Source organism: Desulforamulus hydrothermalis Lam5 = DSM 18033 (assembly GCF_000315365.1).
Lineage (GTDB): Bacteria > Bacillota > Desulfotomaculia > Desulfotomaculales > Desulfotomaculaceae > Desulfotomaculum > Desulfotomaculum hydrothermale.
Window position 1 is genome coordinate 82,636 of record NZ_CAOS01000001.1, and the last position, 14,893, is coordinate 97,528.

16 protein-coding genes and 1 riboswitch are annotated in these 14,893 nt (G+C 51.7%); of the genes, 15 read left to right on the plus strand and 1 reads right to left on the minus strand.

Annotation, left to right across the window (positions count from 1 at the left end):
* The first annotated feature begins 1 nt into the window (after position 1).
* The 5 genes from DESHY_RS00465 (at position 2) to DESHY_RS00485 (ending at position 3,449) form a co-directional block, all read left to right on the plus strand.
* Positions 2–841 (plus strand): tetratricopeptide repeat protein, encoded by an 840-nt coding sequence (locus DESHY_RS00465; RefSeq protein WP_008409592.1) that lies wholly within the window; start codon positions 2–4, stop codon positions 839–841.
* Between the two features lie 63 nt (positions 842–904).
* Positions 905–1,957 carry a hypothetical protein gene (locus DESHY_RS00470; protein WP_008409593.1) on the plus strand — a complete coding sequence of 351 codons (1,053 nt, stop codon included), beginning with the start codon at positions 905–907 and terminating at the stop codon, positions 1,955–1,957.
* 72 nt (positions 1,958–2,029) lie between these two features.
* Positions 2,030–2,365 (plus strand): DUF4870 domain-containing protein, encoded by a 336-nt coding sequence (locus DESHY_RS00475; protein WP_008409594.1) that lies wholly within the window; start codon positions 2,030–2,032, stop codon positions 2,363–2,365.
* A gap of 159 nt (positions 2,366–2,524) precedes the next feature.
* Positions 2,525–3,169 (plus strand): energy-coupling factor ABC transporter permease, encoded by a 645-nt coding sequence (locus DESHY_RS00480; RefSeq protein ID WP_008409595.1) that lies wholly within the window; start codon positions 2,525–2,527, stop codon positions 3,167–3,169.
* Positions 3,156–3,449: a PDGLE domain-containing protein gene (locus tag DESHY_RS00485; protein ID WP_008409596.1), complete on the plus strand. Its 294-nt coding sequence runs from the start codon at positions 3,156–3,158 to the stop codon at positions 3,447–3,449. Before DESHY_RS00480 ends, DESHY_RS00485 begins: the two co-directional genes overlap by 14 nt.
* A gap of 147 nt (positions 3,450–3,596) precedes the next feature.
* On the opposite strand, the gene DESHY_RS00490 is transcribed toward DESHY_RS00485, so the two are convergent.
* Complete coding sequence (locus DESHY_RS00490; protein ID WP_008409597.1) at positions 3,597–3,875, minus strand: metal-sensitive transcriptional regulator; 279 nt, start codon at positions 3,873–3,875, stop codon at positions 3,597–3,599.
* 165 nt (positions 3,876–4,040) lie between these two features.
* Between DESHY_RS00490 and DESHY_RS00495 the strand changes: the two genes are divergently transcribed.
* The 10 genes from DESHY_RS00495 to DESHY_RS14165 all read left to right on the plus strand — a co-directional run bounded on the left by DESHY_RS00495 (position 4,041) and on the right by DESHY_RS14165 (position 14,774).
* Positions 4,041–5,057 carry a 4Fe-4S dicluster domain-containing protein gene (locus tag DESHY_RS00495; RefSeq protein WP_008409599.1) on the plus strand — a complete coding sequence of 339 codons (1,017 nt, stop codon included), beginning with the start codon at positions 4,041–4,043 and terminating at the stop codon, positions 5,055–5,057.
* A 2-nt stretch (positions 5,058–5,059) separates the two neighbouring features.
* Entirely contained in the window at positions 5,060–5,725 is a 666-nt protein-coding gene (locus DESHY_RS00500; protein ID WP_008409600.1) for a formate dehydrogenase subunit gamma, read from the plus strand.
* 150 nt (positions 5,726–5,875) lie between these two features.
* The gene (rbr, locus tag DESHY_RS00505; protein ID WP_008409603.1) at positions 5,876–6,409 is read left to right on the plus strand and encodes a rubrerythrin; all 534 of its coding nucleotides are present in this window, start codon (positions 5,876–5,878) and stop codon (positions 6,407–6,409) included.
* Between the two features lie 120 nt (positions 6,410–6,529).
* Complete coding sequence (gene ychF, locus DESHY_RS00510; protein ID WP_008409604.1) at positions 6,530–7,630, plus strand: redox-regulated ATPase YchF; 1,101 nt, start codon at positions 6,530–6,532, stop codon at positions 7,628–7,630.
* Positions 7,631–7,715: 85 nt separating this feature from the next.
* A complete protein-coding gene (locus DESHY_RS00515) occupies positions 7,716–8,387 on the plus strand; it encodes an aminoacetone oxidase family FAD-binding enzyme (RefSeq protein WP_008409605.1) in 672 nt (223 codons plus the stop codon).
* Positions 8,388–8,565: 178 nt separating this feature from the next.
* Complete coding sequence (locus DESHY_RS00520) at positions 8,566–9,597, plus strand: BaiN/RdsA family NAD(P)/FAD-dependent oxidoreductase (protein ID WP_052307675.1); 1,032 nt, start codon at positions 8,566–8,568, stop codon at positions 9,595–9,597.
* A gap of 27 nt (positions 9,598–9,624) precedes the next feature.
* Positions 9,625–9,729, plus strand: a riboswitch (SAM riboswitch).
* 70 nt (positions 9,730–9,799) lie between these two features.
* Positions 9,800–10,492: a Vitamin B12 dependent methionine synthase,activation region gene (locus DESHY_RS00525; RefSeq protein ID WP_008409606.1), complete on the plus strand. Its 693-nt coding sequence runs from the start codon at positions 9,800–9,802 to the stop codon at positions 10,490–10,492.
* The gene (locus tag DESHY_RS00530; protein ID WP_082210437.1) at positions 10,482–12,884 is read left to right on the plus strand and encodes a homocysteine S-methyltransferase family protein; all 2,403 of its coding nucleotides are present in this window, start codon (positions 10,482–10,484) and stop codon (positions 12,882–12,884) included. Before DESHY_RS00525 ends, DESHY_RS00530 begins: the two co-directional genes overlap by 11 nt.
* A gap of 20 nt (positions 12,885–12,904) precedes the next feature.
* Positions 12,905–14,542 carry an ASKHA domain-containing protein gene (locus tag DESHY_RS00535; protein ID WP_008409608.1) on the plus strand — a complete coding sequence of 546 codons (1,638 nt, stop codon included), beginning with the start codon at positions 12,905–12,907 and terminating at the stop codon, positions 14,540–14,542.
* 94 nt (positions 14,543–14,636) lie between these two features.
* On the plus strand, positions 14,637–14,774 hold the full coding sequence (locus DESHY_RS14165) for a hypothetical protein (RefSeq protein WP_162829788.1): 138 nt from the start codon (positions 14,637–14,639) through the stop codon (positions 14,772–14,774).
* The last annotated feature ends 119 nt before the right edge of the window (positions 14,775–14,893 follow it).

A 14,893-nucleotide genomic window follows, 5' to 3' on the forward strand; every position in this document is an offset into this window, starting at 1 on the left:
AATGGTCATTGCAAGTATAACGGTGGCAATCGGCGTTTTATTGCATAGCCTTTTATCCGGCTGGGAAACCTGGGCCGGGGTTTGCCTGGCGGTCGGGGCCACGGCGGCTGTTTTAGGCTGTCCTTATATCCGGCAAAAGTTTGGCCCACAAAAAGGAAGAAAAAGTTTGGTTTATGACTTGGGGCTGATTGTCCTGCCGGTAGTCACAGTTTTGCTGGCGCCTGTCTTAGGCGCTGCTTTTGACCCGCAATACCTGGACAGGGCGATAAAGAAAAGTGTTTCCCTGCTGGCTGCCAACGACCTGAACCGTGCGGAGCAGCTGCTCCAGGAGCTTTTGACTCGGCATCCGGATGTTGCGCAGCTCAGGCTTAACCTTTCATCTGTTTACTTGCGGCAGGGACAGCCGGAAAAAGCGGCGGGTGTGCTGGGAGAAGTTAAAGAATACAGATTGTTTAATGCTTACGAATTGTTTAATTATGCTTTGGCTTATTACCAGCAGGGGGAATACAAAGAAGCCCTGACCAACTTGCAGAAGGCTTTGCAGCAGGACCCTGGCCTGGTGGAAGGTTGGTTGTATGCAGCAGAATGCGCTCTCAAGCTGAAAGATTATAAAGCTGCCCGGTACTATTGCGGCCAGTTGGCAGAAATAGAGCCGCAGCTGCCCCTGGTTCATGTGCAGCTGGCCAGAGCGCACCTGCTGGTTATGGACTACCGGAAAACGTTGGCCGAACTGGAGAAAGCGCTGGAACTTAAACCTGAGGCCGCTTGGCGGCAAGAAATCCTCAAGTTGCGGCAGGAAGCAGGCTATTACTGCAGCCGGACGGCTGACAGCAGCAATTGAGCAAAAACTGCTGAATACCAATATTTGTGTTAATAGGTTTAGGGTTAAAGGAAGGTTGACAAAATGTGGAGATGGTCCATAAGCGGTACAAGGTCAAAGGCACTTGCCATAATTTTGATCCTGACGCTGACAGCGGCAGGCTGTCTTTATCCTGCCCTTTATCCCGCCCAGGTGCAGGCCGGAGTTGTATCCGACGTATTCGGGTTGGACGGTATGACAGGAAAGGTAGCGGACGATATTTTTGACGGCGGCTGCAAGCTGGCCGGCGGGCCTGTCTATAACCTGGGCAAGGGTATTTACGATACATTGTCAGGCACCATCGGCATGCTTGCCGGAGAACACACAATGGTGGGTAAGGTAGCGGGCTGGTCAGAGGTTGTTCTTAACGCAGCGCAGACGGGTGTCATAATTTATACTCTGGCCACGGGAACAGCCACCCTGCCGGTGTTGGCGGCCGTAACCATTACCGTAACCCTGGGCAAGATGGCTGTTGATAACCTAAAAAATATTGATAAAATATTTTCTTGGCTGAAAAAAAACCTGGGCGATGCGGCCCGCAGTTTTCTGGATGTTTACAAACCTAACATCTATATTTATTCTGACATGGATCTGGCTGTCCGGGTGCGTTTGGAGCCCAGCAGCTATATTACAGCTTCTTCTCCGACGTACGACCGGGAACAGGGCTGGCAGGCAGAAGTATTTGGCGGGTCACTCAACGGATGCAATGATTATCTGTTTTATGAAGCCCGGGTGCCGGATCGGGGATTCCAGAGAGAAGCAGGGTATAAAATCAGGGGGAATAACCTGAGGCATGACCTGTGCAGCCTGATGGAGCGATACGGCTTTAATGCCAGAGAAACTGCCGATTTTGTGGAATATTGGGAGAAAAAGCTTTCAAGCCGGCAAGACTACGTTTTTTACCCACAGGGCACGGCTATACTGGATAAAATTATGCCTGTCGTTGTAGAACCGGAGCCAATCAGCATCAGCAGGCTGTGGTTTTTAATCGAGAAGGATCGGGGGCAACCCTGCAGGCCTATCGCCTGGCCGGAAAAAGTGGTTCACAGCCCTTACGCTGTGGTGGAATGGGGCGGCATCATAGGCAGCGGGGAATGAAGTATGCGGTGCCGGAATAAGTTTAAAATAAGGCTATTTTAAATAAAGATTAAGAAAAGGAGCGGATGACCAATGGAAATGCCGGGTAGCAACATGCGGTACAGTCCGGAAGATATCGACAAGAACAAGACGGTGGCCATCTTGGCCTATATTCTGTTTTTTATCCCTTTGCTGGCCGCCCGGGAATCAAAATTTGCTATGTACCATGCTAACCAGGGATTAGTGCTTTTTTTGGCAGCTATGATTGTAAATGTTCTCGGTTCTTTCATTCCTCTTATCGGTTGGTTTGTGATTCTGCCGCTTGGCAACCTGGTGATTATTGTCCTGGCGATTCTGGGGATTGTCAACGCCTATAAAGGAGAGGCCAAACCTTTACCATTACTGGGAGGGATAAAAATTATAACATAAAAAACCAATAATTAACTTAAATAAGCATTAATTTGCTTGCAACATGTTTAAAAATAAAAAATATAAGAAATATTGGGAGTTGCATTTTAAAAGTTAACTGTTTAAACTGAAAAATCAAATTATACTACTAAAATGCAATTGAAAAAGGGGAGAAGTAAGGTGCATATACCCAATGGTTTTTTAGATCCGGTAACTGCTGCCACCACAACGGCTGTCAGCGCAGGAGTACTTGCTTATGGTTGGCAGCGGTTGCGCCAAGAAATCAGCCGGCATTCCCCGTTAACTTTAGGCATGGTGGCAGCCTTTATCTTTGCGGCACAAACGGTCAATTATGCCATCGGCCATCACACCAGCGGACACTTAATCGGTGCCATGCTTGCCGTTGTGGTTTGCGGCCCCTGGGCGGCAGGTTTGTTAATGGCTTCAATAATAGGTGTGCAGAGTTTGTTTTTCCATGACGGCGGCACCTTAGCACTGGGCGCCAACATACTTAATATGGCTGTTATTGCCACTGCGGTGAGCCATGCTGTTTACCAAAGGACATTTGAAAAAACTGGCAAGCGGCGGCTGGCCATGGTTTTAGGGGCCTGGTTATCCGTTGTTGCGGCAGCCGGTGCGGCAGCTATGGAACTGGCTATAGCGGGAACTTCCGCTTTCACGGAGGTGCTTCCGGCAATGCTGGGTTGGCATAGCCTGATCGGGGCAGGGGAAGCTATTATAACCCTGGCCTGCGCCAGGTGCTTTCTTGGGCAAACCGGTAAAAACCTTAATCTCCCCCAGGTGAAAAGATATGCCGAAAAATAAGCATGTATTAGTGCAGTTGCTGTTAATAGTTTTTGTTGCCGGAGTGCTGTCCGGGTTTTCTGCAGCAAGCCCGGACGGGCTTGAACGAGTGGCTGAAGATTTGGGGTTTATTACACAGGCCCAAGATCATAGTTCAATCTTAAGTGACTATAATTTACCCTTCATCAACAACCCCTACCTGTCCGCCGGTTTGGCAGGAATATTAGGTTGCGCGGTAGTTTTTTGTCTTGTTTTTGGTTTGGGTTATTTGCTAAAGGCGCACAGTGGCAGGAAAATCTAAAGTGCGAATCAGTATCCCTGGCTAACTAACCGGGGTGGTTTGCCATCCTGCCAGCTTCGTCTTTTGCCCCGACAACACTTTGATTTCTCCGTTGGCTGTCATGGTTCGGCCGGCGCCCAACTCCGGTGGGTGCCGGCCGTGCAGCTTTTATGAAAATTTTTTAAAAATCTTCATAAAATCATCCATAGATTCGGTAATTTCTTTGCCCTGCTCCAGATTATCCTTCAAGGAGCCGGCCAGGTAGCAGGCCAGTACAGAGAAGCCAACACGATTGACAGCTGCCTTAACAGCAGCCAGTTGTGTTACTATATCACTGCAACTGCGGTTTTCACCAATCATTTTTTGAATTCCCCGCACCTGCCCCTCGATTTTTTTTAAGCGGGTCAGCAAGTCCTGTTGTATCTCGGGATCAATATTCTTTGGCAACGCCCTCGCCCCCTAACACAGTATACCCCTACATGGTATAAGTTTATAAGCTCTTTTTTGCAATGTCAATAAGTCATAACAATAGCTATTGACTGACAAACAGAGCTGTGCTATGTTTGTTTTAAATACATATACCCGTATGGGTATAGAAGGGAGATGATCTGCATGGCCGGTTTGTCAAGGCGTGAATTTATTAAGCGCTCCGTTGCCGGCGGAGTGGCGGGAAGCGCTGTCCTGTATGGTTTTCATAAGCCTGCAGCAGCCGCTGCTAAAGGTGTCGAAGGATCGGTGGGAACGTTTATCGATTTATCCCAATGCAACGGCTGCGCGGGGCAAAGCATCCCTGCCTGTGTCGCCGCCTGCCGGGCTGAAAATCAGGCCAAATACCCCAACCCGGTACCCTCACAGGAGATTCCTTATTACTGGCCCAACAAAAATAAAAAAGAAGACTGGCAGGATAAAAAACATTTAACGGATCGGCTGACCCCCTACAATTGGCTTTTTGTGCAAAAAGTAAAGGTGGTTCATGCGGGTAAAGAAATAACAGTATCAATCCCGCGACGCTGTATGCACTGTGAAAATCCCCCCTGTGCCAACCTGTGCCCCTTTGGAGCCCAGTATAAAACCGCAGAGGGAGTTACCTTAATCAACAAGGATTTGTGTCTGGGCGGCGCCAAATGCCGGGATGTTTGTCCCTGGGGTATACCGGCCCGGCAGGCCGGGGTAGGCTTGTACATGAAAATGGCTCCCCGCTACCTGGGGGCCGGGGTGATGTATAAATGCGACCTTTGTTACGACCGGATTAAGGTTGGCCAAAAACCGGCCTGTGTGGAAGCCTGCCCGCAAGGTGCCATTTATTTCGGTTTGAAAAAAGAAATGAAAGAGCTTGCCCGAAAAAGAGCTAAGGAAATTAACGGCTACCTGTATGGGGATGCCGAAAACGGGGGTACTTCAACATTTTATGTGGCGCCGGTACCCTTTGAGAAAATTCATCAGGCCTTACAAGAGGAAAAAAGCCGCAAATTTGCTCCCTCCGCTACCGGCTATCCTTTAATGCCGGTAAAGGTCGGTAATTTCTTGGATACAGCCAACGGTTTACTGCTCAGTGCCCTGGCAGCTCCGGTGGCAGGAGCTTTCCTGGCGGGCTTTACGGCCTACCAAAAGATGAGGGGCGGTGAATAATAATGGGGAAAAAAATAAAAAGACATGGTTTTCCGGTCTTGTTTGTGCACTGGACCGTAGCGCTGTCCACCTTTTTGTTAATTGTCACCGGTTTTGGCCAAATGCCCATGTATAAGCGTTATAAAATTGCTGATCTGCCCGGCCTTGGCTGGACGGCAGATTATTCAATAACCCTGGTAATTCATTACCTGGCAGCGGCTGTTCTTATGTTGGCCGTTGCGTATCATATTGTTTACCATGTTCTGCGCCGAGAGTACGATATCATGCCCCGGCGTGGCGATGTTAAAGCTTCCTATGAGATAATTAAAGCCATGCTTCTTAAAAAACCGGAGCCCCCCAGCGATAAATACCTGGCCGAGCAAAGATTGGCCTATGCTTTTATCGGCGGCAACTTGCTGGTGATTATTATTACAGGGATAGTAAAGATGCTAAAGAATTTACCCCGGGTGGATATGCCCGCGGCCTTGATCGTGTGGACAAATAATTTCCATACGCTGGCCAGCATACTGCTGGTGGCAGGTATCGTGGGGCACCTGGCTGCCTTTCTGTTTAAGGAAAACCGGGCGCTGCTGCCGGGTATGTTTACCGGTAAGATTGACCTGAACTACGCCAAACACCGCCATAGCATCTGGTTTAAGAAGGTATTTAAGGACAAGGAAGATATGTAAGGCGTGTATCCGTGGGCTGCCTGTTAAACATAGAAACTTATGACATAATAATGAACAAATTCTTAAATCACCATGAACATAAAGGGAAAAAACACCTGGTTGCAGAAATAACCGGTTATTCACAACAAACGTATAAGAAGGAGGCATATTATGAATTTAAAAGGAACCAAAACCGAAGCAAATCTTAAGGCAGCCTTTGCAGGTGAAAGCCAAGCGCGGAACAAATACACTTACTGGGCCGGTGTGGCCAAAAAGGAAGGTTATGAACAAATCGCCGCTATCTTTTTAGAAACTGCGGATAACGAAAAAGAACATGCCAAAAGACTGTTTAAATTCCTTAATGGTATTACAGATACCAAAACCCACCTTAAAGAGGCTGCTGCCGGGGAAAACTATGAATATACCAGTATGTACAAAGAATTTGAGCAGGTGGCCAGGGAAGAAGGTTTTCCGGAAATTGCGGATGTTTTCCGGGAAATCGGCGAAGTGGAGGAGGAACACGAAAAACGCTTCCTGGCCCTGTTAAAGAATATCGAAGAAGGCAAAGTCTTTAAACGTGATGAGGCAGTAAAATGGAAGTGCCGGAATTGCGGCTATGTGCATAAGGGGCAAGAGGCACCCAAGGTTTGCCCGGCCTGTGCCCACCCGCAGGCCCACTATGAAATCCTTTGCGAAAACTACTAAGGCTTTTAAAATAACCCGTATCACCGGCCCGGTGATGCGGGTTATTTTAATGCAGAGTGGTAAAGCCGCGCCGAATGTGATAAAATCCTGTCGTAATGAAATAGCAGAGGTGATAGAAACGTGTCAACCAACCTGACCACCGGTATTATTGGCCTACCCATGGTAGGAAAAACAACCATTTTTAATTTATTAACCAACTCCAACCTGGAAACTTCAAATTTTCTCAGCGGCAAAACCGAAACCGTTACGGCAGCCGCCCGGGTGCCTGATAAGAGGATAGAATTTTTAGCGGATATGTATAAGCCCCGCAAGACTACCTATGCCCAAATTCAGTTCAGTGAAGTGCCCGGTCTGGTGCGGGGGGCCAGCGAAGGCAAGGGAGTGGGCAACCAGTTTTTAAGTGCTATCCGCCATGCCGATTTGCTGGTGCATGTGGTAAGAGCTTTTGCCAATCCGGATGTACCCCATGTGGAAGATGAAATTAATCCCCTGCGGGATATTGAAACTATTGCCGTGGAAATTTTGCTGGCGGATATGGATTTAGTGGAAAAAAGAATTCAAAGAATACAGTCGGGCAAAAAGATTACTAAAGAAAATGCCTTTGAGCTGGAAGTGTTAAAAAAATGCCTGGCGGCTCTGGAGGATGAACTACCCATCAGCAGCCTGGGGCTTACCGAAGAAGAAAAACACACCCTGAGAAACTACGCCTTTTTAACCGAAAAGCCGATGATGCTGGTAATAAATATTGATGAAGAACAATTTCGGCAGGGCAGTTATCCCGGTAAGGAAGAAGTAACCAAGTATGCCGCCGATAAGGGAATGCCTGTGCTGGAAATTTGCGGCCGCCTGGAAATGGAAATCAGCCAGCTGCCGGCCGAGGATCGGGCCATGTTTATGGAGGACCTGGGTCTTGCGGAAACGGGTATTGAGCGCCTGGCCAAAGCGGTATACGATTACTTGGGTTTAATTTCTTTTCTAACAGCCGGGGAGGACGAAGTAAGGGCCTGGACTATTAAGCGCCATACGGATGCCAAAAGAGCAGCCGGCAAAATCCACTCAGATATTGAGCGCGGTTTTATCCGGGCCGAGGTGGTGGCCTTTGACGATTTGGCAGCGGCGGGTTCCCTGGCCAAAGCCCGCGAGAAGGGTTTGCTGCGCCTGGAAGGTAAAGAATATATAGTGCAGGACGGGGATATTATTAACTTTAGATTTAATGTCTAAGGTTGCCCGGTCTGCCGGCACGAATCAGTGTTTCCCCGGCTGCCCGGGGTTGTTTTTTATAGCTGCATAGGAGTTGTACAGCGTAATGCAAGAGAACGGCGTTATTGTAATTGGCGGCGGGCCTGCCGGCATGATGGCTGCCGCCAGGGCCGCCGCCCTGGGAGTGCAGGTGTGCTTGCTGGAAAAAAATGATTGCTTAGGGAAGAAAATGTTAATTACCGGCGGCGGCCGCTGCAACCTAACCAATGACACGGATATCCAGACCGTCATAGCCAATATTCCGGGTAACGGGAAATTTGTTTACAGTGCTTTACACCGGTTTACCCCCCAGGATTTGCGGCATTTTTTGCTAAAGTTGGGTGTTCCCACCAAGGTGGAAGACCAGGGCCGGGTGTTTCCGGTCAGTGACCGGGCCGGTCAGGTGGTGCAGGCCTTGGAGCAGTATTTACGGCAGCAGGGGGTAACCGTGCGGTACAAAAGCCAAGTGGACGGTCTGTTAGTCAAAGACCGGCGTTGCCTGGGCGTACAAGCGGGCTCTCACACCTTTCGGGCGGGAGCGGTGGTGCTGGCCACCGGCGGCATGTCTTACCCGCATACCGGCAGTACCGGTGAAGGATATGCCATGGCCCGCCGGTGGGGACACAACATTACCGAACTGTTTCCGGCTGCGGTGGCTGTTACCTGCAACGACGCCTGGATTACCGAACGACAGGTACAGGGCGTTAGTTTGTCCGGTGTGAAGATAGTCTTATCGTAATAACTTCGTATAGCATACATTATACGAAGTTATACGAGAAAATGTTAATTACCGGCGGCGGCCGCTGCAACCTAACCAATGACACGGATATCCAGACCGTCATAGCCAATATTCCGGGTAACGGGAAATTTGTTTACAGTGCTTTACACCGGTTTACCCCCAGGATTTGCGGCATTTTTTGCTAAAGTTGGGTGTTCCCACCAAGGTGGAAGACCAGGGCCGGGTGTTTCCGGTCAGTGACCGGGCCGGTCAGGTGGTGCAGGCCTTGGAGCAGTATTTACGGCAGCAGGGGGTAACCGTGCGGTACAAAAGCCAAGTGGACGGTCTGTTAGTCAAAGACCGGCGTTGCCTGGGCGTACAAGCGGGCTCTCACACCTTTCGGGCGGGAGCGGTGGTGCTGGCCACCGGCGGCATGTCTTACCCGCATACCGGCAGTACCGGTGAAGGATATGCCATGGCCCGCCGGTGGGGACACAACATTACCGAACTGTTTCCGGCTGCGGTGGCTGTTACCTGCAACGACGCCTGGATTACCGAACGACAGGTACAGGGCGTTAGTTTGTCCGGTGTGAAGATAGTCTTATACAATAGTGGGGGAAAAGTAATGGCTGCCGAACAGGGAGATGTTATTTTTACCCACTGGGGTTTGTCCGGTCCCGCCGCCTTGCGGCTGGGGCGGGCCGTAGCACTGGCGCAGCAGCGGCAGCCGGGTGTGATGCTCAAAGGGGAAATGGATATTTTACCTGACCAATCTCCGGATCTGCTGGCCAAGCGCCTGCTGCAAAGGGTGCAAGAAGGCGACCGGCGCTCTTTAAAAAATCTGCTGGCCGACTGGCTGCCGGAACGTTTGGCCAGGGTACTGGTCAAGCTGGCCGATATCAGCCCGGACGCCACCTGGGGACAGGTTGACAAAGGCGCCTGCCAAAGGCTTCTGGCCTTAGTGAAAAAGTTGCCGCTGCAGATTACCGGCACCCGCCCCCTGGCCGAGGCAACCGTAACAGGCGGCGGCATCAATATTAAAGAAATTGACCCGCGAACCATGGGTTCCCGTCTTATTAAAGGTTTGTTTTTGGCCGGCGAGGTATTGGACGTGGATGCCCATACGGGCGGCTATAATATGCAGGTGGCTTTCAGCACCGGCTATGTGGCAGGTGAGTCAGCGGCTGCTTGCTGCAAGGAAACTCTTGACGAAAGAAATACTTTCATGTAAATTACCATTAAATAAAAAATATTAAAAGTCTTATCAAGAGTGGTGGAGGGACTGGCCCAATGAAGCCCGGCAACCGGCCTATTTCTGGCGGCGGTGCCAACTCCTGCAGGATTAGTTCCTGAGAGATAAGGTGCGCCATGGAGTTATTTTTAACACCTTACGCCCTTATTGGGCGTTTTTGTTTTCCTTGCCGGAGGTTATTATGCTGTTGCCTCACATACCTTTAGACCTACAACCGCAGCAGGTGGCGGCCTGCCTGGGAGTGGGGAACAAACAACCTGTTGAGCCGCGCTGGCTGGCCCGGGTGCAGGAGATGATTAACCTGGGCAAATGCTTAATGCAGCCGGCTGCGGTAGCCGCTCACATGCAGCTGGCGCCGGACGGTGCCACCCTGTATCGCCGGGAAGCTTCATTTAACCTGCCCTGGCCAGGCTCTTATCTTGAAAATTGTAGCACGGCCAGCGTGGTAACTGTAACGGTGGGAGAAACTATCGAGAAAGAAGTGACCGGCTTGTTTAGCCAGGGCCTGGCGGCGGATGCCGTTCTGTTGGATGCTGTAGGAACGGCCGCCGTGGAGGAAGCTGCCCGGCGAGTGGTCAGACTGTTGGCCGGCCGGCAAAGAAGTAAGGGTTTATTTCCTGCCCCCCGGCTTGGTCCGGGCTACCGGGGCCTGCCAATGGATTGCCTGCCCTTGTTTTTGCAAATGTCAGGGGCAGAACAAATTGCTGTTGCCTGCAATGAATATTATCAAATGCAGCCGGCAAAGTCCCTTTGTTTTATGGTGGGGTGGTGCCCCCGGCCAACTCAAAAACAGGTAAAATGTCAGTCCTGTCAGATGACAAATTGTCGCATGCGGCAAGCCAATGCAGAAGGAGAGAGCGAACTTGTCTTTTAGGGAAAGAATTAAAAGAGAAATCTTGGTGGTTGACGGCGCAATGGGTACCCTGCTGCAGCAACTGGGGTTGCCGGCCGGGTGGTGTCCGGAGGAATGGAATCTTAGCCGTCCGGCCTCGGTGCAAGAGGTTCATAAATTATATTTGGCTGCCGGTGCCGATATTATCACCACCAATACATTTGGTGCCATCAGGTTGAAACTGGCAGATTACGGCCTGGACCACCTGGTGCGGGAGATCAACTTGGCCGCGGTAAGTTTAGCCAAGGAAGCTGCCCGGCCTTACGGAGCGATGGTGGCGGGTTCGGTGGGCCCCCTGGGCAAATTCTTGCAGCCTCTGGGCACCATGACTTTTGATGAGGCCTATGAGCAGTTTTATGAACAGTGCCGGGCCCTGGTAGAGGCAGGGGTGGATTTAATTCTTTTTGAAACCTTCGGTGATATAGGCGAGATGCGGGCGGCCCTGATTGCTGCGGCAGATGCCGGTCCGGTGCCGGTGGTGGCCAGTTTTACCTTCGACGAAACCGGCCGTACCTTTACGGGTACTGACCCGGAAACAGCGGCGGTAGTGGTGGAGAGGCTTGGAGTAGCGGCCATTGGCGTCAATTGTTCGGTGGGTCCCCGGGAACTGGTGCCGGTAGTGCAGCAGCTTACCCAAAGCACTAACCTGCCGGTGTTAGTTTCACCCAATGCCGGCATGCCGGAAATGGTGGAAGGCCGCACGGTTTTCCGGGAAACGCCGGCTACGATGGCTGAGTTTGCAGCCCGGTTTGTGGCTTTTGGCGCCTCCCTGCTGGGGGGGTGCTGCGGTACTACCCCGGAACACATTAAAGCCATTCAGCAAAGCGTTAAGGGGTTGCCCCTCAAGGAGCGCAACAGGGATTTTGGTTTGCGGGTGGCCAGCCGGGTTAAGACCGTAACTGTTCACCCGCAGGCTATGCCGGTGGCCGTAGGGGAACGCCTTAACCCCACCGGCAAAAAGGCTCTGCAGGCAGAAATAAGAGAGGGCAAGACCGAAATTACCCGCCGGGATGCCCTGGCCCAGGTGGCCGCGGGCGCTGCCATACTGGATGTCAACGTGGGGGTCGGGGGGGTAGACCAGGTGGCCGCTATGGAACGGGCTGTCCAGGCGGTTCAGGTGCTGGTGGATGCTCCCTTGTGTATTGACAGCACTGATCCGGCGGTTATTGAAAAGGCTCTCAAAATATATCATGGTAAGGCCATTATAAACTCGATTAACGGAGAAGAAAAAAGCCTGCAAACCATTTTGCCCCTGGCTAAACGATACGGGGCGGCCCTTATTGGCCTTACCCTGGACGAAGGGGGTATTCCCGCCACCGCCGAGGAACGTCTGGCGGTAGCCCGGCGGCTGGTGGAGCGGGTTGAGGCTATGGGAATACCCAGAAGCGATTTAATGATAGATTGTTTGGTGCTGACAGTCAGTGCCCAGCCCGCAGGGGTACCGGAAACTCTCAAGGCCATTAGTCTGGTAAAAAAAGAGCTTGGCCTTACCACCAGTCTGGGAGTAAGCAATGTGTCCTTTGGCTTGCCCAACCGCGGGCTGATCAATGCGGCATTTTTTGCCATGGCGCTGGCAGCGGGTCTGGATGCAGCCATATTAAATCCCCAGGAACAGCGGATGATGGAAACCCTGCGGGCTGCTGCGGTGCTCACCGGACGGGACCCCCAGGCAGCCGGTTACATTGCCCATGCACAAGAGGCGGCCGGTATTCAGGTAACCCCGCAGCCGGCGGTACAAGCTGCCGCTACTCCGCTGGAGGTTTTATACCAGGCAGTGCTGTCCGGTGATAAAGATAATATTGTAGCATATATTGAAAATGCCCTGGCAGAGGGACTAAGTCCCATGGAAATGTTGGATAAAGCATTAATTCCAGGTATTGAAGAAGTGGGACGCCGGTATGGCGCCGGGCAGTATTTCTTGCCGCAATTAATGATGGCCGGCGAAACCATGACCAAAAGTTTTGCCCGGCTGCGGCCTGAACTGGCCAAGGGCCCGTCGAAAAGGGTCGGCACAGTGATACTGGCCACCGTCAAGGGAGACATCCATGATATCGGTAAAAATATTGTATCTGTGATGCTGGCTAACCATGGCTTTGAAGTTATTGATTTGGGCAAGAACGTAGATAATGAAGATATTATTGCGGCTGCTAAACAGCACCAGGCCCAAATCATCGGGCTGAGCGCTTTGATGACTACTACCATGGTTCACATGGCAGATTTAATAAAGCGGGTTAAGGAGCAAGGTTTAAACTTTAAAGTGATGGTGGGAGGAGCGGCGGTTACCGCCCAGTATGCCCGGGAGATTGGCGCCGACGGCTATGCGGTGGATGCGGTGGAAGCCGTAAGCGTAGCGAAAGGCCTGGTCGGCTTATAAAAAAAAACGGAGTTGATTGCTTGGCGTCCCCCAAAATAATTGTTACCTTTGTACCTGGCTCGTGCAGCCTGGAAGTAACGCCCGGCTTAACCGTTCTGGAAGCTGCCCGGCTGGCCGGGGTAAACCTGCCGGCACCCTGCGGGGGCAGCGGGCGTTGCGGCAAATGTCTGGTTAAAATGACTCCCGGCCCGGACCAACAAACTCCCCAATATGTACCCGCCTGCCAAACAACAATTACCCGGTCCGTACAAATAGAATTGCCCGCTGACCCTTTAATTATTTTAGAACAGGCACAGGCTCCCCGGGAGGAATTGGCGCCGGCTGTTTATTGGAAAGACGGTGTGCTTAAGCACCGGGCTGGCCTGAAGCTGGAGGGAGCCGCCACCCGGGGACGGCTGCTTGGTTTGGCGGTTGACTTGGGTACCACCACCATGGTGGGATATTTATACGACCTGACCGGCGGGCTACGGTTGGCAACAGCCGCCGGGGTGAACGGTCAGCTGACATACGGGGCGGATGTACTTTCCCGCCTGGCCCACGCCCTGCAGGGCGAAGCGGCATACCGGCAGCTGCGGCAAGCTTTAAGCCACAGCCTGGATCAGTTGATCTTAAACTGCAGCCGGCTGGCGCAAGTGCAGTGCGGGGATATTAAAGAAATAGTTATAGTCGGCAACACGGCCATGATTCATTTATTACTGAATCTGCCGGTTCGGGGGTTGGCGGTGGCACCGTTTCAGCCGGCAGCCGGCGGCCCCTGGTATTGCCATGCCGGTGACCTGGGTTTAACAGCTGCGGCTGAGGCGGTGTGTTATTTGCCGCCTCTGATCGGCGGCTTTGTTGGTTCGGATGCTCTGGCGGCCGCCCTGGCTCAGGGTTTCGACCGACCGTCTAATGAGACCGGCATGGTGGTAGATATTGGCACTAACGGAGAGATCCTTTTGCAGAACGGCCCGTTGCTGCTGGCTGCCTCCGTGCCGGCGGGACCGGCCTTTGAAGGTGGTAATATTCAGTGCGGCATGCCGGCCACCAGGGGGGCCGTCTGCCAGGTCACCATGGATTATGACGTTCGCCTGCAAGTGATCGGGGATACTAAGCCAATAGGCTTATGCGGTTCCGGCTTGGTGGATGCGGTGGCAGAAATGCTGCGCTTGCGCCTGCTTGATAGAAGCGGCCGTCTGGTGGAAGTTAAAGAGGTGCCGCCGGTGGTTTCTTTTAAAATTAAACAAAAACTGCAGCCGGCCGGACAAAACAAGCGGTTTTTGCTGGCTGACAATGTTTTTCTGGACCAGCGCGACATTCGACAGGTTCAGCTGGCCAAGGCTGCGGTGGCGGCAGGCATTAAGGCGGTGTTGGCGGAAGCCGGTCTGACTCCCCGCCAACTGGACGTTATGTGGCTGGCCGGTGGGTTTGGCAATTATTTAAACCCGTCCAATGCGTTAAGGATTGGCCTGCTGGGTGAGCCGGAGCCGGGCCGGATTCGCCAAGTAGGCAATGCGGCCGGCGCAGGGGCATGTCAAATGCTGCTTTCTTATGCGGCCCGGGAAAAAGCGGTAAGTTTAAGTCAACGTTTTAAACACCTGGAACTGGCGGCCCGGCAAGGTTATCAAGAATTTTTTATGCAAGAATTAAACTTTCCTGCTCATGAATATGGTTCATAGCATGCCGCAAACAGCCGGGGTTTGTTTTTGGATGATGTTTCCGGGAGTGATCAGGCCGGGAATGTACACAATATGTACGGGAGGTGTTACATTAATGGCAAAAGAAAAACGGACGGTCAGGGCTCGGGAAGAACTGGAGAAAATGACATCCAGCTGTACCGAAGAATGTCCGGATGCCTGCAGCAGCCTCACTGAAGACTGCGGCAGCATCTCCAGCGATTGCCACAAGTAACACTCTTAAAGAAGAGCGGTTTTGCCGTTCTTCTTTTTAATTTAAGACAGGAAACAGCAAACAACTTAATTTGCCAGGTTTAACATTTTTCCGGTAACAAAGAAAAAACTTTGTTATAA

Coding starts and splice junctions, on each gene's coding strand:
- DESHY_RS00515 (WP_008409605.1), top strand. CDS start 7,716: ATGCAAGAGAACGGCGTTATTGTAATTGGCGGCGGGCCTGCCGGCATG.
- DESHY_RS00485 (WP_008409596.1), top strand. CDS start 3,156: ATGCCGAAAAATAAGCATGTATTAGTGCAGTTGCTGTTAATAGTTTTT.
- DESHY_RS00495 (WP_008409599.1), top strand. CDS start 4,041: ATGGCCGGTTTGTCAAGGCGTGAATTTATTAAGCGCTCCGTTGCCGGC.
- DESHY_RS00465 (WP_008409592.1), top strand. CDS start 2: ATGGTCATTGCAAGTATAACGGTGGCAATCGGCGTTTTATTGCATAGC.
- DESHY_RS00525 (WP_008409606.1), top strand. CDS start 9,800: ATGCTGTTGCCTCACATACCTTTAGACCTACAACCGCAGCAGGTGGCG.
- DESHY_RS00470 (WP_008409593.1), top strand. CDS start 905: ATGTGGAGATGGTCCATAAGCGGTACAAGGTCAAAGGCACTTGCCATA.
- DESHY_RS14165 (WP_162829788.1), top strand. CDS start 14,637: ATGGCAAAAGAAAAACGGACGGTCAGGGCTCGGGAAGAACTGGAGAAA.
- rbr (WP_008409603.1), top strand. CDS start 5,876: ATGAATTTAAAAGGAACCAAAACCGAAGCAAATCTTAAGGCAGCCTTT.
- DESHY_RS00475 (WP_008409594.1), top strand. CDS start 2,030: ATGGAAATGCCGGGTAGCAACATGCGGTACAGTCCGGAAGATATCGAC.
- DESHY_RS00500 (WP_008409600.1), top strand. CDS start 5,060: ATGGGGAAAAAAATAAAAAGACATGGTTTTCCGGTCTTGTTTGTGCAC.